This is a genomic window from Vibrio sp. IB15, from assembly GCF_016406055.1.
Taxonomy (GTDB): domain Bacteria; phylum Pseudomonadota; class Gammaproteobacteria; order Enterobacterales; family Vibrionaceae; genus Vibrio; species Vibrio chagasii.
This window is the reverse complement of record NZ_JAEFCE010000006.1, coordinates 1-15,970: the sequence shown is the minus strand read 5'-3', so window position 1 is coordinate 15,970 and position 15,970 is coordinate 1. Positions and strand designations below refer to the sequence as shown.

The 15,970-nt window shown below is 46.0% G+C and carries 14 protein-coding genes and 3 tRNA genes; 7 read left to right on the top strand and 10 right to left on the bottom strand.

Going from position 1 to position 15,970, the window contains the following annotated elements; genetic code table 11:
* Positions 1–108: 108 nt before the first annotated feature.
* On the bottom strand, positions 109–357 hold the full coding sequence (locus JC606_RS03510; protein WP_137406281.1) for a hypothetical protein: 249 nt from the start codon (positions 355–357) through the stop codon (positions 109–111).
* A gap of 379 nt (positions 358–736) precedes the next feature.
* On the opposite strand from JC606_RS03510, the gene JC606_RS03505 reads away from it, so the two are divergent.
* A complete protein-coding gene (locus JC606_RS03505; protein ID WP_004741339.1) occupies positions 737–2,140 on the top strand; it encodes an SPFH domain-containing protein in 1,404 nt (467 codons plus the stop codon).
* Between the two features lie 205 nt (positions 2,141–2,345).
* Complete coding sequence (locus JC606_RS03500) at positions 2,346–2,774, top strand: hypothetical protein (RefSeq protein ID WP_198778002.1); 429 nt, start codon at positions 2,346–2,348, stop codon at positions 2,772–2,774.
* Between the two features lie 109 nt (positions 2,775–2,883).
* Here JC606_RS03500 and frdD read toward each other — a convergent pair whose 3' ends face one another.
* The 4 genes from frdD to frdA are packed head-to-tail and all read right to left on the bottom strand — an operon-like array spanning position 2,884 to position 6,297.
* A complete protein-coding gene (gene frdD / locus JC606_RS03495; RefSeq protein WP_004741337.1) occupies positions 2,884–3,270 on the bottom strand; it encodes a fumarate reductase subunit FrdD in 387 nt (128 codons plus the stop codon).
* Positions 3,271–3,282: 12 nt separating this feature from the next.
* Positions 3,283–3,666 (bottom strand): fumarate reductase subunit FrdC, encoded by a 384-nt coding sequence (gene frdC / locus JC606_RS03490; protein ID WP_128162225.1) that lies wholly within the window; start codon positions 3,664–3,666, stop codon positions 3,283–3,285.
* A 1-nt stretch (position 3,667) separates the two neighbouring features.
* The gene (locus JC606_RS03485; protein ID WP_198778001.1) at positions 3,668–4,447 is read right to left on the bottom strand and encodes a succinate dehydrogenase/fumarate reductase iron-sulfur subunit; all 780 of its coding nucleotides are present in this window, start codon (positions 4,445–4,447) and stop codon (positions 3,668–3,670) included.
* Positions 4,447–6,297 carry a fumarate reductase (quinol) flavoprotein subunit gene (gene frdA / locus JC606_RS03480; protein ID WP_198778000.1) on the bottom strand — a complete coding sequence of 617 codons (1,851 nt, stop codon included), beginning with the start codon at positions 6,295–6,297 and terminating at the stop codon, positions 4,447–4,449. Before frdA ends, JC606_RS03485 begins: the two co-directional genes overlap by 1 nt.
* A 417-nt stretch (positions 6,298–6,714) precedes the next feature.
* On the opposite strand from frdA, the gene epmA reads away from it, so the two are divergent.
* A complete protein-coding gene (gene epmA, locus JC606_RS03475; RefSeq protein WP_198778056.1) occupies positions 6,715–7,689 on the top strand; it encodes an elongation factor P--(R)-beta-lysine ligase in 975 nt (324 codons plus the stop codon).
* 36 nt (positions 7,690–7,725) lie between these two features.
* Here epmA and JC606_RS03470 read toward each other — a convergent pair whose 3' ends face one another.
* The 5 genes from JC606_RS03470 to rsgA form a co-directional block, all read right to left on the bottom strand.
* Entirely contained in the window at positions 7,726–8,613 is an 888-nt protein-coding gene (locus JC606_RS03470) for a DMT family transporter (RefSeq protein ID WP_198777999.1), read from the bottom strand.
* A gap of 134 nt (positions 8,614–8,747) precedes the next feature.
* Positions 8,748–10,628, bottom strand: a complete 1,881-nt coding sequence (locus JC606_RS03465; RefSeq protein ID WP_198777998.1) for a methyl-accepting chemotaxis protein — start codon at positions 10,626–10,628, stop codon at positions 8,748–8,750.
* Positions 10,629–10,905: 277 nt separating this feature from the next.
* On the bottom strand, positions 10,906–12,321 hold the full coding sequence (locus tag JC606_RS03460) for an SLC13 family permease (RefSeq protein WP_198777997.1): 1,416 nt from the start codon (positions 12,319–12,321) through the stop codon (positions 10,906–10,908).
* 266 nt (positions 12,322–12,587) lie between these two features.
* Complete coding sequence (gene asd / locus JC606_RS03455; protein ID WP_102426556.1) at positions 12,588–13,499, bottom strand: archaetidylserine decarboxylase; 912 nt, start codon at positions 13,497–13,499, stop codon at positions 12,588–12,590.
* A gap of 125 nt (positions 13,500–13,624) precedes the next feature.
* Positions 13,625–14,680, bottom strand: a complete 1,056-nt coding sequence (gene rsgA, locus JC606_RS03450) for a small ribosomal subunit biogenesis GTPase RsgA (RefSeq protein WP_198777996.1) — start codon at positions 14,678–14,680, stop codon at positions 13,625–13,627.
* A gap of 149 nt (positions 14,681–14,829) precedes the next feature.
* Between rsgA and orn the strand changes: the two genes are divergently transcribed.
* The 4 genes from orn (at position 14,830) to JC606_RS03430 (ending at position 15,884) form a co-directional block, all read left to right on the top strand.
* Positions 14,830–15,375: an oligoribonuclease gene (gene orn / locus JC606_RS03445; RefSeq protein WP_004741326.1), complete on the top strand. Its 546-nt coding sequence runs from the start codon at positions 14,830–14,832 to the stop codon at positions 15,373–15,375.
* Between the two features lie 180 nt (positions 15,376–15,555).
* A tRNA-Gly gene (locus tag JC606_RS03440) sits at positions 15,556–15,631 on the top strand.
* Between the two features lie 51 nt (positions 15,632–15,682).
* Positions 15,683–15,758 (top strand) — tRNA-Gly (locus JC606_RS03435).
* 49 nt (positions 15,759–15,807) lie between these two features.
* Positions 15,808–15,884 (top strand) — tRNA-Met (locus tag JC606_RS03430).
* Positions 15,885–15,970 lie beyond the last annotated feature (86 nt).

Sequence of the window (15,970 nt, the reverse complement as noted above, 5' to 3'; positions counted from 1 at the left end):
TATTTCATTATTATGAGATAACTCCTGCGTTAGCACGCTCGTATATCAGCGAATAAAGCGTGCTAACACTGGGGTTGCTTTTGCTTGTTTTATCTCTGATTAGCATTGTTATTCAAGCAGAGCTGCCTTTGCTTTATCGACATCGACGGCTTCTTTCGCCTTTTCTTTATCGATAGCTTCATAAGCTTTTTGATAATCAATGTCGGTCCCATCAACCGATGATTTCAATTCTTCTACATCAACAGATTCAGTGGCTTTTTCCTTGTCTACAGATTCTGCCAGTTTCGTGACATCGACAGCCAAGGCTGTGGTTGGTAAAGATAGAGCCAGAATACAGGTAAGTGAAACAATTTTCATAATGATATCCTCAAACGCGATTTAGCATCTAACAGTATAGGTGCTTCTCTCTATCAACGCATAAATGGCGCCTTGAGCAATCAATAGTCCGTTCTTTGGAAAGTGTAACTTTTCTCCTTTCTATTCCTAAGTAGTGTCGGTCTTTCCTTTTGATCACCGCTTCAATTTTCCTACCGTTCTGAACAGCCAAAGTTCATAAATTCAAAGCTTGTGAATGTAGAGGTTATTTTTATTGTTCGGTAAAAACTTATTTATTTGATGAATCTTTCGAATGTTCCGAAGTGTAACAATTTGATACATTATTTCTCGTGGTCAGCGAGTTGCATATCAGTTTGATTTATTTCGATTTAACTCAATGACAACCCTAAAGGAGAATGACATGGAAAATCGAGGCTTGGGAAGAGGTTTGAAAATAGAAGAACGACGTCAGTTACTACATAAAGGGCTGAAAGCGGCAGTATTCGGCGTACCACTGCTGGCTTTAGGCTTAACAATTAATAGCTCAGTTTTGATGACCGATGCCGGTTACAGCTACGTGCATCAAAACAATATTACTGGTGAGTTGGATGTCTTTACCGAGCCCGGTATTCATTTTCGAATGCCGTTTTTATCCAAGATAACCCAGTATGATCAGGTGATTACAGTCTCTTTTGGCAACAGCAAAGGGGAAGATTTTTATCAAAGGTTAGATCCGGTGCAGGTGCGTTTTGCTGATACGTACATTGGTGAGATTCCGGTGACATTCCGCTTTAAGCTCAGCAATGACCCGAAGGCAGTGGAAAAGATGCATAAGGAGTTTCGCAACAACAGTAATTTGATCGATGCGTTGTTGGTTAAAAATGCGCGTAATGTGACAGTGATTACGGCGACTCAATACACGGGCGAGGAGTTCTTCCAAGGTGGTTTAAACCAATTTAAATCTAAATTGGGCGATCAGCTACGCGAAGGCATTTACCTGACGGAGCGTCGTCAGGTTGAAGTGGAAGAGTTAGATCTTGCGCCGGTCGGGGTCAATCAATCGAACTCGAATCAATTGCAACGAACCAATCAACTGGTTTGGAAGACAGTGCCGGTGGTGGATAACACGGGTCAGCCTATCCGTCAGGACAACCCGTTATCACAATACGGCATTCAAGTAACCCAGGTCACGATTGGTGATCCGCAACCAGAAAAGCAACTTGATCAGTTACTGGCGGATAAGAAGCGTTTGGTGGCCGACCGTATCCGTGCGATTCAGGAGCAAGAAACATCAAAAGCGCAAGCTGAAACCGAGCAACTCCGTAAAGAGATTCAGCGTACTCGAGAAGTCCAAGACGCACAACGAGGCAAAGAGTTAGCGATTATTTCCCAGCAGAAAGAAGTGGAAATAGCTCGTCAAATTGCTGAACGTGAAATTGTCGAAGTCGAGAAGACTAAGCGATTAGCTGAAGTTGAAAAAGAGAAAGAATTGGCAACCGCAGAAGCCAATTTGGCGATTCAAAAGGCCAATGCATTATCTGCTGAATTTGAAGCAAGAGCGATTCTTGAAAAAGGTCGAGCGGAAGCGGAAGTGTTGAAAGCGAAATATGCTGCGCTAGGGGCCAACCGCGAGGTGTATCTGGCCGAGTTGAACCGTGAGGTCGCTAACTCGCTGTATAACAACCTGCAGAACTTCCAGGTTCAGATGCCACAAAACTATATCGGCGGCAGTGATGAAACGGGTTTGAAAACCAACCTCGATGTCATTACAGGCTTCGGAGCATTGGGGTTAATGGACCAAACCAAGAAGGTTACACAGCAATAAGAGCATGGGTAATCAAGAGCTCTAAGTGCTCAATGATATAGAACAACAAGGCCAATATACGGGTATTGGCCTCTTTATCTGTCTACTCTAGCTGCGCATCGACAAGTAAGGCCGCCAACATGGGTTCATTGATAACAAGTTGTTGTGAAAGAACTCATCACTTAGCGAAAGCCATTAATGCGAATAATCAATAATGAGTAAAGAAATGAAAAACAACAAATCAGTATTATGGATAGGAGTGGTAACTGTAGTAACTCTAAATATTGCCTTGCAGTTGCTCACTTACCATAGCAGGAAAGAGTATGTTGAAATCCATTCATTAAGCGCAGATTCACCCTATACGATAGACGAGTACAGCGCACAAAAGTATGGCGTAGCGCTAAAAGGGAAATTAGGTAAGATGCATCACTGCTTAACCCAATACCGGTCGGTGAATGATGCAAAGAGGTCAAAAGGGGCTTTCGGCCCATCTGGCACCATGACAGTAAAAGGCGCGACTTATCAACTGCATTTTTCAATCTCTAACGGGGAAGTCACAAAGGCAAGGTTGAAAGCCTACCATCCAGATGGTAGGCCACGCGCTATCAGTTCTAATGTTGCGGTCAATTGCAGCATAAAATTACTGAATCAGTGAAGCTTGAAAATGTATATGTGAAAAAGCAGAACGAGATAATCTCGCTCTGCTTTCGCTTTTCTGCTCTTAAGCTTTTCGCATCTCGATTACTCGAATCCCGAATCTGCTTTTAGATCATAAAGATGAAAATAACAGACAATGCGCTAATTAGGCCTGCAAAGAAGTAGCAGCCCACTTTACCAGCAACGCCGACGTGGAATTTCAGGTCGTGCATGCCGTGGTGAAGACGGTGCATAGCATGCCACATAGGCAGTGCTAGCGTACCGATGATGAATAGTGCACCGATAATGCTGGTGGCAAATTCAGACACACGTTCGTAGCTCATTGCTTCTGCATCGATGATGCCCATTGGCACTAAGATACCTAACACTAGAATCGTGATTGGTGTGATCATCGCAAACCAAGTACCGCCAGCGCCGAATAGACCCCACCAGATTGGCTCATCAGAGCGTTGAGGGTTGTGGTTAACAGGCTTAACTTTGTAGTTTGTGTTCATAACGAAAGCTCCTTACACCACAACAAGAACGATTAAAGAAATAAAAGCCACCGCTGCCCACTGAGTCAGTACGATGATTCTTTTATCTACCAATTTACCTTTTAGGCGGATTGGCATTACTTGAGGCATCATGCTGAAGAAGGTTTGAGCGTGCATTAAGCTGCCTAGCAGAGCCACGATATTAATACCGACAATGATAGGGTTAGCCATAAAGCTCAACCAACTAGCCCACGCTTCAGGGCCTTTCACTAGTGCACCCAAGCCAAAGGTTAGGAATACCGTGAACAGAATCAAAGGCAGTACAGTTGCTTCACGTAGCATGTAGAAGCGATAGAACGGATGGTTGCTCCACCACGTTCTCTTCATCTCACGAACATAAGGCTTACGATTGCTCATCTTATACCTCCTCTGTTGTTTTTACTTGGTTCTTGCTAACTGATGTACCGTCAGGTTTGAACATCGAGATAACGAAGTCCATTGAAGACTCAACTTTACCTTGGTTAACCGCCGCTGCTGGATCTACTTTCTTCGGACATACTTCAGAACAGTAACCAACAAACGTACAGCCCCAAGCGCCATTTTCACCATTGATAAGCTTCATACGCTCATCTTTACCGTTGTCACGGCTATCTAAGTTGTAACGGTGAGCAAGAGTCAGTGCCGCAGGGCCGATGAACTCAGGGTTCAGACCAAATTGAGGACACGCTGCGTAACAAAGACCACAGTTGATGCAGCCAGCGAACTGTTTGTACTTCGCCATTTGTTCAGGGGTCTGAATATTAGTACCGTCTTCAGGCTTACGGTCGTTGCCAATGATGTAAGGTTTGATCGCTTCAAGGCGCTCGATGAACGGTGTCATGTCGACAATCAAATCTTTCTCGATTGGGAAGTTAGCAAGCGGCTCGATAGTTAGGCCGTTCGGGTAGTCACGTAAGAAGCTCTTACACGCTAGCTTAGGCACGCCATCAACCATGATGCCGCAAGAACCACAGATCGCCATGCGACAAGACCAACGGTATGAAAGGTCTTTGTCTTGGTGGTCTTTAATGTAACCAATCGCGTCTAGTACCGACATGGTCTCATCGAAAGGCACTTCGAAAGTCTGCATATAAGGTTCTGCATCTTTCTCTGGGTCGTAGCGCAGAATGTCTACTTTTTGGATACGATTCGCTGACATTACGCTTTCTCCTCTTCACGGTTCTCATCTTGAGCGACATTCGCTGCAGCAGCTTTTTCAGCGGCCGCGGCTTTCTCTGCTGCTTCACCGTACAGACGTGCTTTTGGTTGAGACTTGGTGATCTTAACGTCGCTGTAATCGATGGTTGGTGCTGCATCTTCATTGAAGAAAGAGAGTGAGTGTTTTAGGAAGTTCACGTCATCACGCTCTGTGCAGTTGTCGTCTAGACGTTGGTGTGCACCGCGAGATTCTTTACGAAGGATCGCTGAGTGAACCATCGCTTCTGCGACTTCTAGGCCGTAACCGACTTCGATAGCGTAAAGTAGGTCAGTGTTGAACACCTTGCCTTTGTCTTTGATGCTGATCTTCTTGTAGCGCGCTTTCAGTTCAGTGATCTTGTTGATGGTCTCTTGCATCAAGTCTTCTTGACGGTAGATACCACAACCCGCTTCCATGGTGTGACCCATTTCAGTACGGATATCTGCCCAGTTTTCGTCGCCTTCTTGGTTCATTAGCGCAGCGATGCGATCTTCAACCGCTTTTACTTGCTTAGCGATAGACTCTTCATTCCAGTCTTTGAACTCTGCTGCGCGTTTCACAGCGTGTTCACCGGCAACGCGGCCAAATACTACGAACTCAGCCAGAGAGTTTGAACCTAGGCGGTTTGCACCGTGTAGGCCAACCGACGCACATTCGCCCACCGCGAATAGGCCTTTGATGCGAGTTTCACAAGTACCGTTAGTTTCGATACCACCCATGGTGTAGTGAACAGTCGGACGAATTGGGATTGGCTCTTTTGCTGGATCGACGTTTACGTAGGCTTTTGCCAGCTCACAGATGAACGGTAGACGCTCTTGCAGGTACTCTTCACCAAGGTGGCGAAGGTCAAGGTGTACTACATCACCAAGCGGGTGCTTGATGGTGTTGCCTTTTTGCTGCTCGTGCCAGAATGCTTGAGAAACTTTGTCGCGAGGACCCAGTTCCATGTATTTGTTCTTCGGCTCGCCCACTGGAGTTTCAGGGCCCATGCCGTAATCTTGTAGGTAACGGTAGCCGTTCTTGTTGACGATGATACCGCCTTCACCACGACAACCTTCGGTCATCAAGATACCCGTGCCCGGTAGGCCTGTTGGGTGGTATTGAACAAACTCCATGTCACGTAGTGGCACACCGTGGCGATAAGCCATTGCCATACCGTCACCGGTCACGATGCCACCGTTAGTATTACAGTGATAAACACGACCTGCGCCACCGGTTGCTAGAACAACCGATTTTGCTTTGATGGTAACAAGCTCACCTTCAGACATATGAATCGCGATAAGGCCTTGTACTTCACCTTCTTCAGCGCTGTCTTTGCTTTCCACAAGAAGGTCCACCACAAAGTACTCGTCAAATCGTTTGATTTGGTCGTACTTCATCGAAGTCTGGAACAGAGTATGAAGCATGTGGAAGCCAGTTTTATCCGCTGCGAACCACGTTCTTTCTACCTTCATACCGCCGAATCGGCGTACGTTTACTTCACCGTTTTCTTTACGACTCCATGGGCAGCCCCATTGTTCCATTTGGATCATTTCGCGAGTCGCGTTTTCAACAAAGTATTCAACAACATCCTGTTCACATAGCCAGTCGCCACCGCCAACCGTATCGTTGAAGTGGTTATCTAGGCTATCTTCGTCTTTAATTACCGCTGCTGAACCGCCTTCTGCTGCTACCGTGTGCGAACGCATTGGGTAAACTTTAGAAATCAGTGCTACTTCCAAATCAGGATTCGCTTCAGCTGCTGCAATAGCTGTACGAAGACCAGCGCCGCCTGCGCCGATGACTGCGATATCTGTGGTAATTGTCTTCACAGTTATTCTCCAGTGTGATGCGGAGTATTCCGCTTGTTATTATAAAAAGCCTATTTAGAGAGCAGTAAACGGCATCAACCGATTATCACCTCTAAGCCTTAAGTGGTAGGTTCAGTGTAAGAGAGGGTGTAATTTCAAATATTGATTTAATTAGGTTTTTGCTTCGGTAATGCATGTGGAGGCATAGAAATTCTAGGTTATGTGATGCTAATCACAGCAAGAGTTTGTTCGTTGCGAAAAGTTAAGAAACGTGTCGATAAATGTATCGATATTGAGTGCATTGTTGTTGATGTTGTTAATTGCTATTGACGCTAATTATCAATCTCAGTGTGGTAGGTCGAGTTTAAGAAGAGATGATTTTTGGCTAAACAAACGGTATCTTTCGATCCAGTTATTTCAGTGAGTAATTCTAAAATCATGAACCAAGCTAACTGGCAGCCAGCTGCGCCGATCAAGCAGTTAAAACAACGTGCTTTACTGATTCGTCAGATCCGCGATTTCTTTTTTGAGCGTGATGTGTTGGAGGTGGATACCCCAGCCATGAGCCATGCCACTGTGACAGATGTGCACTTACATACTTTCAAAACTGAGTTTGTAGGGCCAGGGTATGCGGGTGGGCAAAAGCTGTTCTTCATGACCAGCCCTGAGTTCCATATGAAACGTCTTTTGGCGGCAGGAAGCGGCTGTATTTATCAGATAGCTAAGGCATTCCGCAACGAAGAGAACGGCCGTTACCATAACCCTGAGTTTATGATGTTGGAGTGGTATCGTGTTGGTTTCGACCACCATCAGTTGATGGATGAGATGGATGACTTGTTGCAGCTGGTGCTGAATTCTCGGGCGGCTGAACGAATGACTTACCAAAACGCGTTTCTTGAAGTGCTGGGTGTGTGTCCATTAGAAGGTTCAATGGAAGCGCTAAAGGTTTGTGCTGGTACATTAGGTTTGAGCGATATTGCTGACCCTGAACAAGACAGGGATACTTTGCTGCAGTTACTGTTTAGCATTGGTGTAGAACCTAAAATTGGTCAAACTGTGCCAGCATTCGTTTATGATTTCCCTGCGTCTCAAGCGGCACTGGCTAAGATTAATCTAAACGACTCGCGAGTGGCTGACCGTTTTGAGGTGTACTTCAAAGGTATCGAGTTGGCAAATGGCTTTCATGAGTTAGATAACCCGCAAGAGCAGTTGCAGCGCTTTGAAGATGACAATGCTAAGCGTATCGATATGGGCTTATCGCCTCAACCGATTGACCATCTCTTGATTGAGGCATTAAAAGCGGGTTTGCCTGATTGTGCGGGTGTTGCATTGGGTATCGATAGGCTAATCATGTTGGCTTTAGGTTACGACCATATCGATGACGTGACCGCTTTCCCATTCCCACGTTCTTAATGTTAGTTAGCTAGTAGAAGTTAGCGAGCAGATCGACTAGCTGACAAGAATACCAGTGCCAACGACGGCAACAATGGCACCGATCCAAGCATAGGCGTTTGGTCTCTGCTTGGTGTACAGCCATAGAATTGGCAGCAACATGATAGGTGTGGTTGAAGAGAGTAGAGCAACCATGCCGACATTTCCTTCTTGCAGTGCATACAAGATCAGCGTCATTCCTACCGCCATTGCAAGAAAGCCGTTCACTGCGGTAATCGCGAATATTTGACCATTCATTGGGTTGATTGCGCGTGAAAGTTTGGCGCCCGTTAAACGAAATGCGGAGTGAGCAACAAAGGCGGTGATCATTCGAATCGCAGAGGCAGCTACCGGGTCGATGCTAGTTTGCATCACGGGCTTTGCGATGATCCCCCCCAATGCTTGGCAGATAGCCGCCGTGATTCCGAGAGCGACACCAATCCACACGGTGCCCTTGATGGTTTCAAGTTGGTTATTAGCTTGGCCTCGACGACCAAAGAATATCGCGGTTAATACGCCACTGAAAACCAAGGCCGAGCCAATAAGCTCGCCCGAGGTCATGCTCTCACTAAACAGGAAGTAACCGAGAATCGCAGAGAACACGGCGTGACAAGAGAACAGCAAGCCAGCTTGGCGCGGGCCCATTCGGTTCAAACAGGCAAATAGGGCAGTATCACCAATGAAGATGCCAATCAGGCCAGACAGCATCATCGGCGTGATTAGCTCTGTTTCGACGGTTGTCCAGCCACCAGTAAACCAAGCCATGCTTGATAAGATGACCGCAGTGCAGCCCATGCGCCATCGGCTATAGGCAAAAGAACCTAAGTGTTGAGCAGGCTTTACGGACATTAGGCTTGCGATAGCCCAAAGAAAAGCAGCGGCGAGAGCCAACCATTCAAAACCCATCGATTAACAGTCCTTCTGTCTGGGATAAATTAGCTCATCAATATGCATCAAACCGAACTGAGAACAAAGTGATTCTTAACAAAAGAATCATGAAGGTTTACAGCTCGGCTTAGCTTGATGTGATTAATTACGCGTTACACTTTAAAGCGCTCCACATCTCTACGCATCGACTCAGCAGCGCTACTCATTTCATTTGAGCTATTGCGGCTGCTTTCCGCTTGTTGGGCTAGGTCGTCAGAGGCATCTTTGATTCCTTGTGTATTACGACTGATGTCTTCGCTCACTGCTCGTTGTTCTTCGGCTGCACTCGCTATTTGTAGAGCCATGTCGTTGATTTCACTGATGGCTTGGGTGATTTTAGACAGGCTGTCGTGTGCTTGTTCTGCGAAGCCAACACTGTTTTCTGCCAGTTGAGTGCTGGTGGTCATGCTTTCTACGGCATGTTCGGTATTCTTCTGCAGGGTATCAATCATCACGCGGATCTCTTCCGTCGAGCCATGCGTTCTTTGGCTGAGCACTCGCACTTCATCGGCGACAACCGCAAACCCACGACCTTGTTCACCAGCACGAGCTGCTTCAATGGCAGCATTTAATGCCAGCAGGTTAGTTTGCTCGGCGATGCCTTGAATGGTGGATAAGATCTGGTTGATGCTTTGCGCGTTGTTTTCCAGTTCTCGGATCACATTGGCAGCGTCTTCCACTTGGCTCGCAAGGCGAGTGATGGCATCGCGGTTCTGTTGAATCACTTCTTGGCCGTCATTACACGCGGTTGCAGAGGCTTGAGAAGCGGATGCGGTTAATTCTGCATGGCTCGCTACTTCGGCTGCGGTAGCCGACATCTCATGAATTGCAGTCGCAATCTGGTTGATATCGTTTTGTTGATTCTCCACTCGAATAGAGGATTGCGTTGCCAGTTGGTTGGCTTTTTCGGCGTGGTTGTTTAAATCGTGGCTGTGCTCAACGACGCCTTTCAGCATGCTCTGCATTTGACTCAAGAATTGGTTTACCAGCTCAGCAAGTTTACCTATCTCATCCATGCGGGTGATATCGATACGTTGAGTAAGGTCACCTCGACCTTGAGCAAGTTGGGTCAGCGCTTCTGACAAGGTTTGTAATGGGTAAAGCAGTCGGTTGATGACCATGGTGCTAGCGATTGAAATTACGATGTACAGAACAAGTGAGGTTAGTGCGATGAATTGAATCGCATCAGTGACCGCAGAGAACGCTAGCCCTTTATCGATAACAATGCCCAGAGACCAATCGGTATTCGGCACGTTAGCAATGTAAACCAACTTATCTCCCTGACCAGGCCAAGCTAATGTGGTGATGGTTTGGTTCTGAATCAGTTGTGACACTCGGTTTGCGGTCAACTCTGGGTTTAAGCTTGTGAGTGGTTTTTGACTTAACGCTTCATCGCTGTACGCAACGATGTTGTTGTTACCATCCACCAAGAAGGCGAAGCCATCGTTATCCAGTTTCACGTTAAGAACCGTATCGATAATGCTCGTCACGGTTAAGTCCGCAGCCAGTACGCCCTGCTTTTGGCCGCTAAAGGCTTTCGCAAAGCTGATGACGATACTGCCATCGAAATCTTGATACGGTTCAGTAATGATAAGATCGGATGCGGTGTTGGCATCCTTGTACCAAGGGCGGGTACGAGGGTCGTAGTCTGCTGGCCAGCTTTCCGTTTTATCACCATAAGCGATCGTACCGTCACTAAAACCCGCATAAACCGATAGGAATTGACCAGCTTGTTTAGTCAATAATAGCTCACGGTCAGAGTTACTGTTATTTGCTATGGTCGGCTCATTGGCCAACATCATATTACTTCGAGTCGAGATCCAATCTGCAATGTAGTTGTTTATCCCTACGCTTACATTCTTCATTTCTTGATTGATCGCGACTTCCGTCTCTTGAGTGAGCTGATTTACTGATATCCAAGCTTGAGCGCCACTCACAGTGGCAATGATAATTGTAATTGCCATTTGGATTTTAAATTTGATTGTGTGTCTCAAGGTGCACTCCTCTTTTTAGACAAAACCTTATTGGTAGCGACGTGCTGAGTGGGGAAATGGGTGTGTCTTTGTTGGCCGAATAGTGTCGTTGTCTGAAGGATAATAAATGTGTTTAATATCAAAAAACTGAATATATCTATTCTGCTTTTTTATAAATAATGAAGTAGAATCACATTTCCACAATTGACTTTAGTATCAGTTATTTACTGCCTATTTAAATGTGGCGCTAAATGTAAATTTAGCGCCCTAGAGAATCAAAAGGGAGGGTTAGCGTCTACTAGGTGATGATAAACAGGGCGAGGTAGACCAACAGCAAGCCGACAAGACCCAATATGATCCCCATCTTCGCCATGTCTTTGCTTTCGATAAGCCCGGTTGAGTAAGCCAGTGAATTAGGTGGCGTTGATACGGGAAGAATCATGCCGAGTGATGCTGAGAAGGCAACCACAACCAATAATCCTTGTAAGCCACCAATCGTTGCCAAGCTCTCCATTGAAGCGCCAATCGCAGCGGCTATTGGCATTAGTAAGTTGGCCGTAGCGGTGTTCGACATGAAGTTTGCCATTAACCAACACACGATGGATAGCGTGATGACTACAGCTGCAGGGGACAGCGACTCATAGTCTATCGCGTGTGCTAATGCAGAGGCCAAGCCTGTTTTATCTAAGCCGATACCAATCGCAATACCACCGGCGACTAGCCACAACACATCCCAGTTGATCAGCTTGAGCTCTTCTTTACCCATGATGCCCGTCAAGGTGAAGACCGCCAGTGGAATGATAGAGACCACATAGGTGTTCATGCCGTGCAGCTTGGTGGTCATCCACAATAAGATGGTGGCGGCAAAGGTGACGTAAACCACGATCGCTCGCCAGCTCTTTCTGAATTGCCCATCGAGTTTAAGCACCATGTTTTTCTGCGTGGAAGGGAAGATTTTCTGAAGAAGGAACCAAGCAATGGTGAGCTGGATGATCACAAAGGGTAAGCCCATCATCATCCAGCTCAGGAAGTCGATGGTGTTTTCACCGGTCAGGTATTGCAGTGCGATGGCATTGGGAGGCGTACCGATTGGTGTTGCGATACCACCAGTATTAGCGGCAATCGGAATACACAATACGAGTGCTTTGATCCCCATATCGCCTTTTGGTGCAGAAGCTAAGATAGGCCCAAGCAGAGCTAGCATCATGACAGTGGTTGCGGTATTCGACATAAACATTGAGAACACGGCGGTGATCAGCATTAAGCCAAGCATGATGAAGCGCGGTTCTGTACCGAATGGTTTCAGCAGCACTCGAGCTAGGTTGTTATCGAGTTCGTACTTAGATGCCGAGATTGCGAGAGCAAAGCCACCCATGAATAGAATGATGATTGGTGATGAAAATGCACCGAATATGTCGGTATATTTAATTAATTCACCGAGATCGTGTCCCGCTGGTGGATTTCGAAATAGGTGCAGACCTTTGTCGGAAATCATCACCAGTTCAAGTGCAATGATCAGTATTGAGGTGGCGAAAACTGGAACGGGTTCAAGTACCCAAAGTAGGGCAGCAAGTAGAAATATCGCTAGCAGGCGGTGTTGAATCAGCGTCAGGTCATCGATAGGTATTGAATCTATTGGCATGAATAACACGCCCAAGGGAATCGCAAAACAAATCAACAGCTTGACCAGAACGCCAACATTGAGTTTAGGCATGTACAAAGACCCTATGAATAAAATATCTTCAAATAGAGTAAGTTATCTGGATTTTTGGTACTTGGAGACGGGTTGGAAAATCAAAAAGTTGTTTAAGGTTTCGGCAACTGTTTTGTTTTTGGTCAATCTTTTATAGCGCTGATTTATGCATTGCTTTTTTAGGTCAGGGCTTAGGGGTATTGGAAGGTTAGAGGGCTGGGTAATAAAAAGGCACGTTATTCATTCAAATAACGTGCCTTGAAAGCTACATGAGTTCGCTCAAATTATTACGCTTGGTCTGTGTTCTCTACTGAATCAACAGCTTCAGTCTCAACGTCTTTACCAGCGATGTGTGCGTAAGGCGTACCAAGAACCGTTTTCTCGCCATTTTGCATCGTGTCGTCGAACTTGATTGCATCTTTTGCAAATAAGTTGATCACGGTAGAGCCAAGTTTAAAGCGGCCCATTTCTTCGCCTTTCTTCAAGATGATTGCTTTGTCACCTTGTGCTGGGTAATCCCACTTGTAAACCGAGTTGCCACGAGGTGGAGTAATCGTGCCAGCCCATACTTGCTCGATGCTACCTACGATAGTTGCGCCAACCAGCACTTGTGCCATTGGGCCAAACTCAGTATCAAAGATACACACTACGCGCTCGTTACGTGCGAATAGGTTTGGAACATTCTCAGCTGTTAATGGGTTAACAGAGAAAAGGTCACCTGGAACGTAGATCATCTGACGCAGCGTACCGTCACATGGCATGTGTACGCGGTGGTAATCACTTGGAGATAGGTAAAGCGTTGCGAATTCACCGTCTTTAAACTCTTCAGCAAGACCGGCATCACCACCTAGCAGCTCACGTGCAGAGTAGTCGTGGCCCTTCGCCTGAATCAGTTGGCCGTCAGTAATTGGGCCAAATTGGCTTACGCGAGCGTCTGCTGGGTGAACGATAACAGAGTCGCCTTCAGCGATAGGGCGCATGCCGTCTTTCAATTCACGTACGAAGAATTCATTGAATGTTTTAAAGTGTTTTGGGTCGCTATGTAGCGCTTCATCCATGTTCACTTTGTATTGTTTGATGAACCAATTGATGATCGCTGTCGTTAAGCCGCCCGCTTTAGCAGACGCCAGTTTGCCGACTAGACGAGTTAGTCCATGTTGTGGAATCCAGTACTGCAATCCAACTTTAATCTTATCCATTGTATTAATTTTCCAATGCTATGTGTTTTTCAATTCAATCTGTCGATGACGCTTTAGGGCGCGAGATGTTACTTAAATTCGCGCCAATTGTCAGTAACTGCACATATTTGTTCACAAAAACGCGATTAAAGATCTGCTTTTTTGTTTCGTGAATACTGACGATTGTCTTTGTTGTTGACCATGCTCTCAATGATGCGGTGGTAGTTGTCGAAGCGCAGTCGACTGATCTTCCCATCCTCAACGGCTTCACGCAGGATGCATCCTGGATCATCATTGTGCTTACAATCGCGGAACTTACAGCCGCCAAGGTAAGGTTTGAACTCGACGAAAGCTTCGGTGATTTCATCGGCTTCTAAGTGCCATAGGCCAAATTCACGAACTCCAGGTGAATCGATTAGGTCACCACCTGAAGGGAAGTGGTACAAGCGAGCTGCTGTAGTGGTGTGCTGACCAAGGCCTGAGTTTTCAGAAACTTCACCTTCTTCGATGTCGAGTGTCGGCATTAGCGCATTCACTAGGCTGGACTTACCTACACCAGATTGGCCAACAAAGATGTTGATACGGCCTTTAAGTTCAGCTTCTAGCTCTTTAATGCCGTAGCCAGACTCTTTACTCACGAACATCACCTTGTAGCCGATCTCTTCGTAAATTTTCAGTGTCTCTTGGTACTCAGCAATTTGCTCTTCAGTCAGTAGGTCGACCTTGTTGAGTACAACAAGCGGTGCGATTTTTACTGTTTCTGAAGCAATTAAGTAACGGTCGATAATATTAAGCGATAGCTCTGGAAGTACAGCAGACACGATAACCATCTGGTCTACGTTAGCCGCAACCGGTTTTAGGCCGTCGTAGTAATCTGGGCGAGTCAGCATTGAGGTTCTTGGTTCAACCGCTTCCACAACACCTGAAATACCAGCCATCGACTCTAAGCCTGCACGCCAAGTCACTCGGTCACCAGAAACTAAAGTCTCGATACTACGGCGTAAGTTACAACGATGAACTTCGTTTGTTTCAAGATCTTCGATATCAGCATGTTGACCAAAGCGTGTAATCACGAGTCCGCTTTTGGTGCCACCAAGCATGTTCTCATCCCACTGGATAGAATCTTCTTTCTTGAGTCGCTTGTTCTGGTTGCTACGTACTCGACGTACCTGACCTTTAGTTAACTTCTTTTTTTTAGCCACAATTTTTCACTTAACACATCTAACTTGATGATTGGGAACTCAAACTGGTGTTGCTGGTGCCATTTGATTTCGATGGTCCTAAAGCTAGTTTGAGTATAGTTATTTGGGTATAGTACCTCTTTTAAACATAAACAAATAGGCGACGCCTTATGTCCTTTAGCGATCAGAACCTAATTTGGGTAGATCTAGAGATGACGGGACTGGATCCTGAAACTCATAAAATCATTGAAATTGCGACTATCGTGACTGATAGTGAGCTTAACATCCTTGCTGAAGGACCTGTTTTGGCTATTCACCAACCTCAGAGTGAATTAGACAAGATGGACGAGTGGTGTACAACGACGCACACTGGCAGCGGGCTAGTGAAGCGTATTCAAGAAAGCACCATCACTGAGCAAGACGCTATCGAACAGACGATCGCGTTTCTTGAAAAGTGGGTACCAAAAGGTAAATCGCCGATTTGTGGTAACAGCATTGGCCAAGACCGCCGCTTCCTATACAAGCACATGCCTGAATTAGAAGAGTACTTCCACTACCGCTATGTAGATGTCAGTACGCTTAAAGAGCTAGCTCGTCGTTGGAAACCTGAAGTATTAGATGGTTTTTCTAAGTCAGGAAGTCACTTAGCATTAGACGATATTCGCGAGTCAATTGCCGAACTGCAATACTACCGAAAAACAATTATTAACATCTAGCCGGATAAACTGATCACGTTTGTCTAACTTTTCAGGGACATAAGAGCCAATTTTTTTGCAAATCTGTGTGCTTTTACAGCAGTTGAATAAAAAGTTTCGTAATTTTGCATTAAGGACTTGCATCACAAAAAAATGCTCTTATAATTCGCAGCCCTGAACGGCGAAAGACGTTTTCAGAATGCGACACTAGCTCAGCTGGTAGAGCGCAACCTTGCCAAGGTTGAGGTCACGAGTTCGAACCTCGTGTGTCGCTCCAATTTGTAGATTATGGCGAAAGCGGTAATCAGAAGGTGAAAGACCTTTCTATGCGATACTAGCTCAGTTGGTAGAGCGCAACCTTGCCAAGGTTGAGGTCATCGGTTCGAACCCGATGTATCGCTCCAAATTCGCCTTTTAAAGGCAAGACTCATTGACTTAAACAATGCATCCGGACGCGGGATGGAGCAGCTTGGTAGCTCGTCGGGCTCATAACCCGAAGGTCGTCGGTTCAAATCCGGCTCCCGCAACCACATTACAGTTAAACGCGACAGCGGTTAACTCATGCGATACTAGCTCAGTTGGTAGAGCGCAACCTTGCCAAGGTTGAGGTCATCGG

Bases quoted from the DNA above. Each gene is read 5' to 3' on its own strand.
- JC606_RS03510 (WP_137406281.1), bottom strand. From the start codon at position 357: ATGAAAATTGTTTCACTTACCTGTATTCTGGCTCTATCTTTACCAACC.
- JC606_RS03505 (WP_004741339.1), top strand. From the start codon at position 737: ATGGAAAATCGAGGCTTGGGAAGAGGTTTGAAAATAGAAGAACGACGT.
- JC606_RS03460 (WP_198777997.1), bottom strand. From the start codon at position 12,321: ATGCCTAAACTCAATGTTGGCGTTCTGGTCAAGCTGTTGATTTGTTTT.
- frdD (WP_004741337.1), bottom strand. From the start codon at position 3,270: ATGAACACAAACTACAAAGTTAAGCCTGTTAACCACAACCCTCAACGC.
- JC606_RS03470 (WP_198777999.1), bottom strand. From the start codon at position 8,613: ATGGGTTTTGAATGGTTGGCTCTCGCCGCTGCTTTTCTTTGGGCTATC.
- orn (WP_004741326.1), top strand. From the start codon at position 14,830: ATGTCCTTTAGCGATCAGAACCTAATTTGGGTAGATCTAGAGATGACG.
- JC606_RS03485 (WP_198778001.1), bottom strand. From the start codon at position 4,447: ATGTCAGCGAATCGTATCCAAAAAGTAGACATTCTGCGCTACGACCCA.
- epmA (WP_198778056.1), top strand. From the start codon at position 6,715: ATGAACCAAGCTAACTGGCAGCCAGCTGCGCCGATCAAGCAGTTAAAA.
- asd (WP_102426556.1), bottom strand. From the start codon at position 13,499: ATGGATAAGATTAAAGTTGGATTGCAGTACTGGATTCCACAACATGGA.
- frdC (WP_128162225.1), bottom strand. From the start codon at position 3,666: ATGAGCAATCGTAAGCCTTATGTTCGTGAGATGAAGAGAACGTGGTGG.
- JC606_RS03500 (WP_198778002.1), top strand. From the start codon at position 2,346: ATGAAAAACAACAAATCAGTATTATGGATAGGAGTGGTAACTGTAGTA.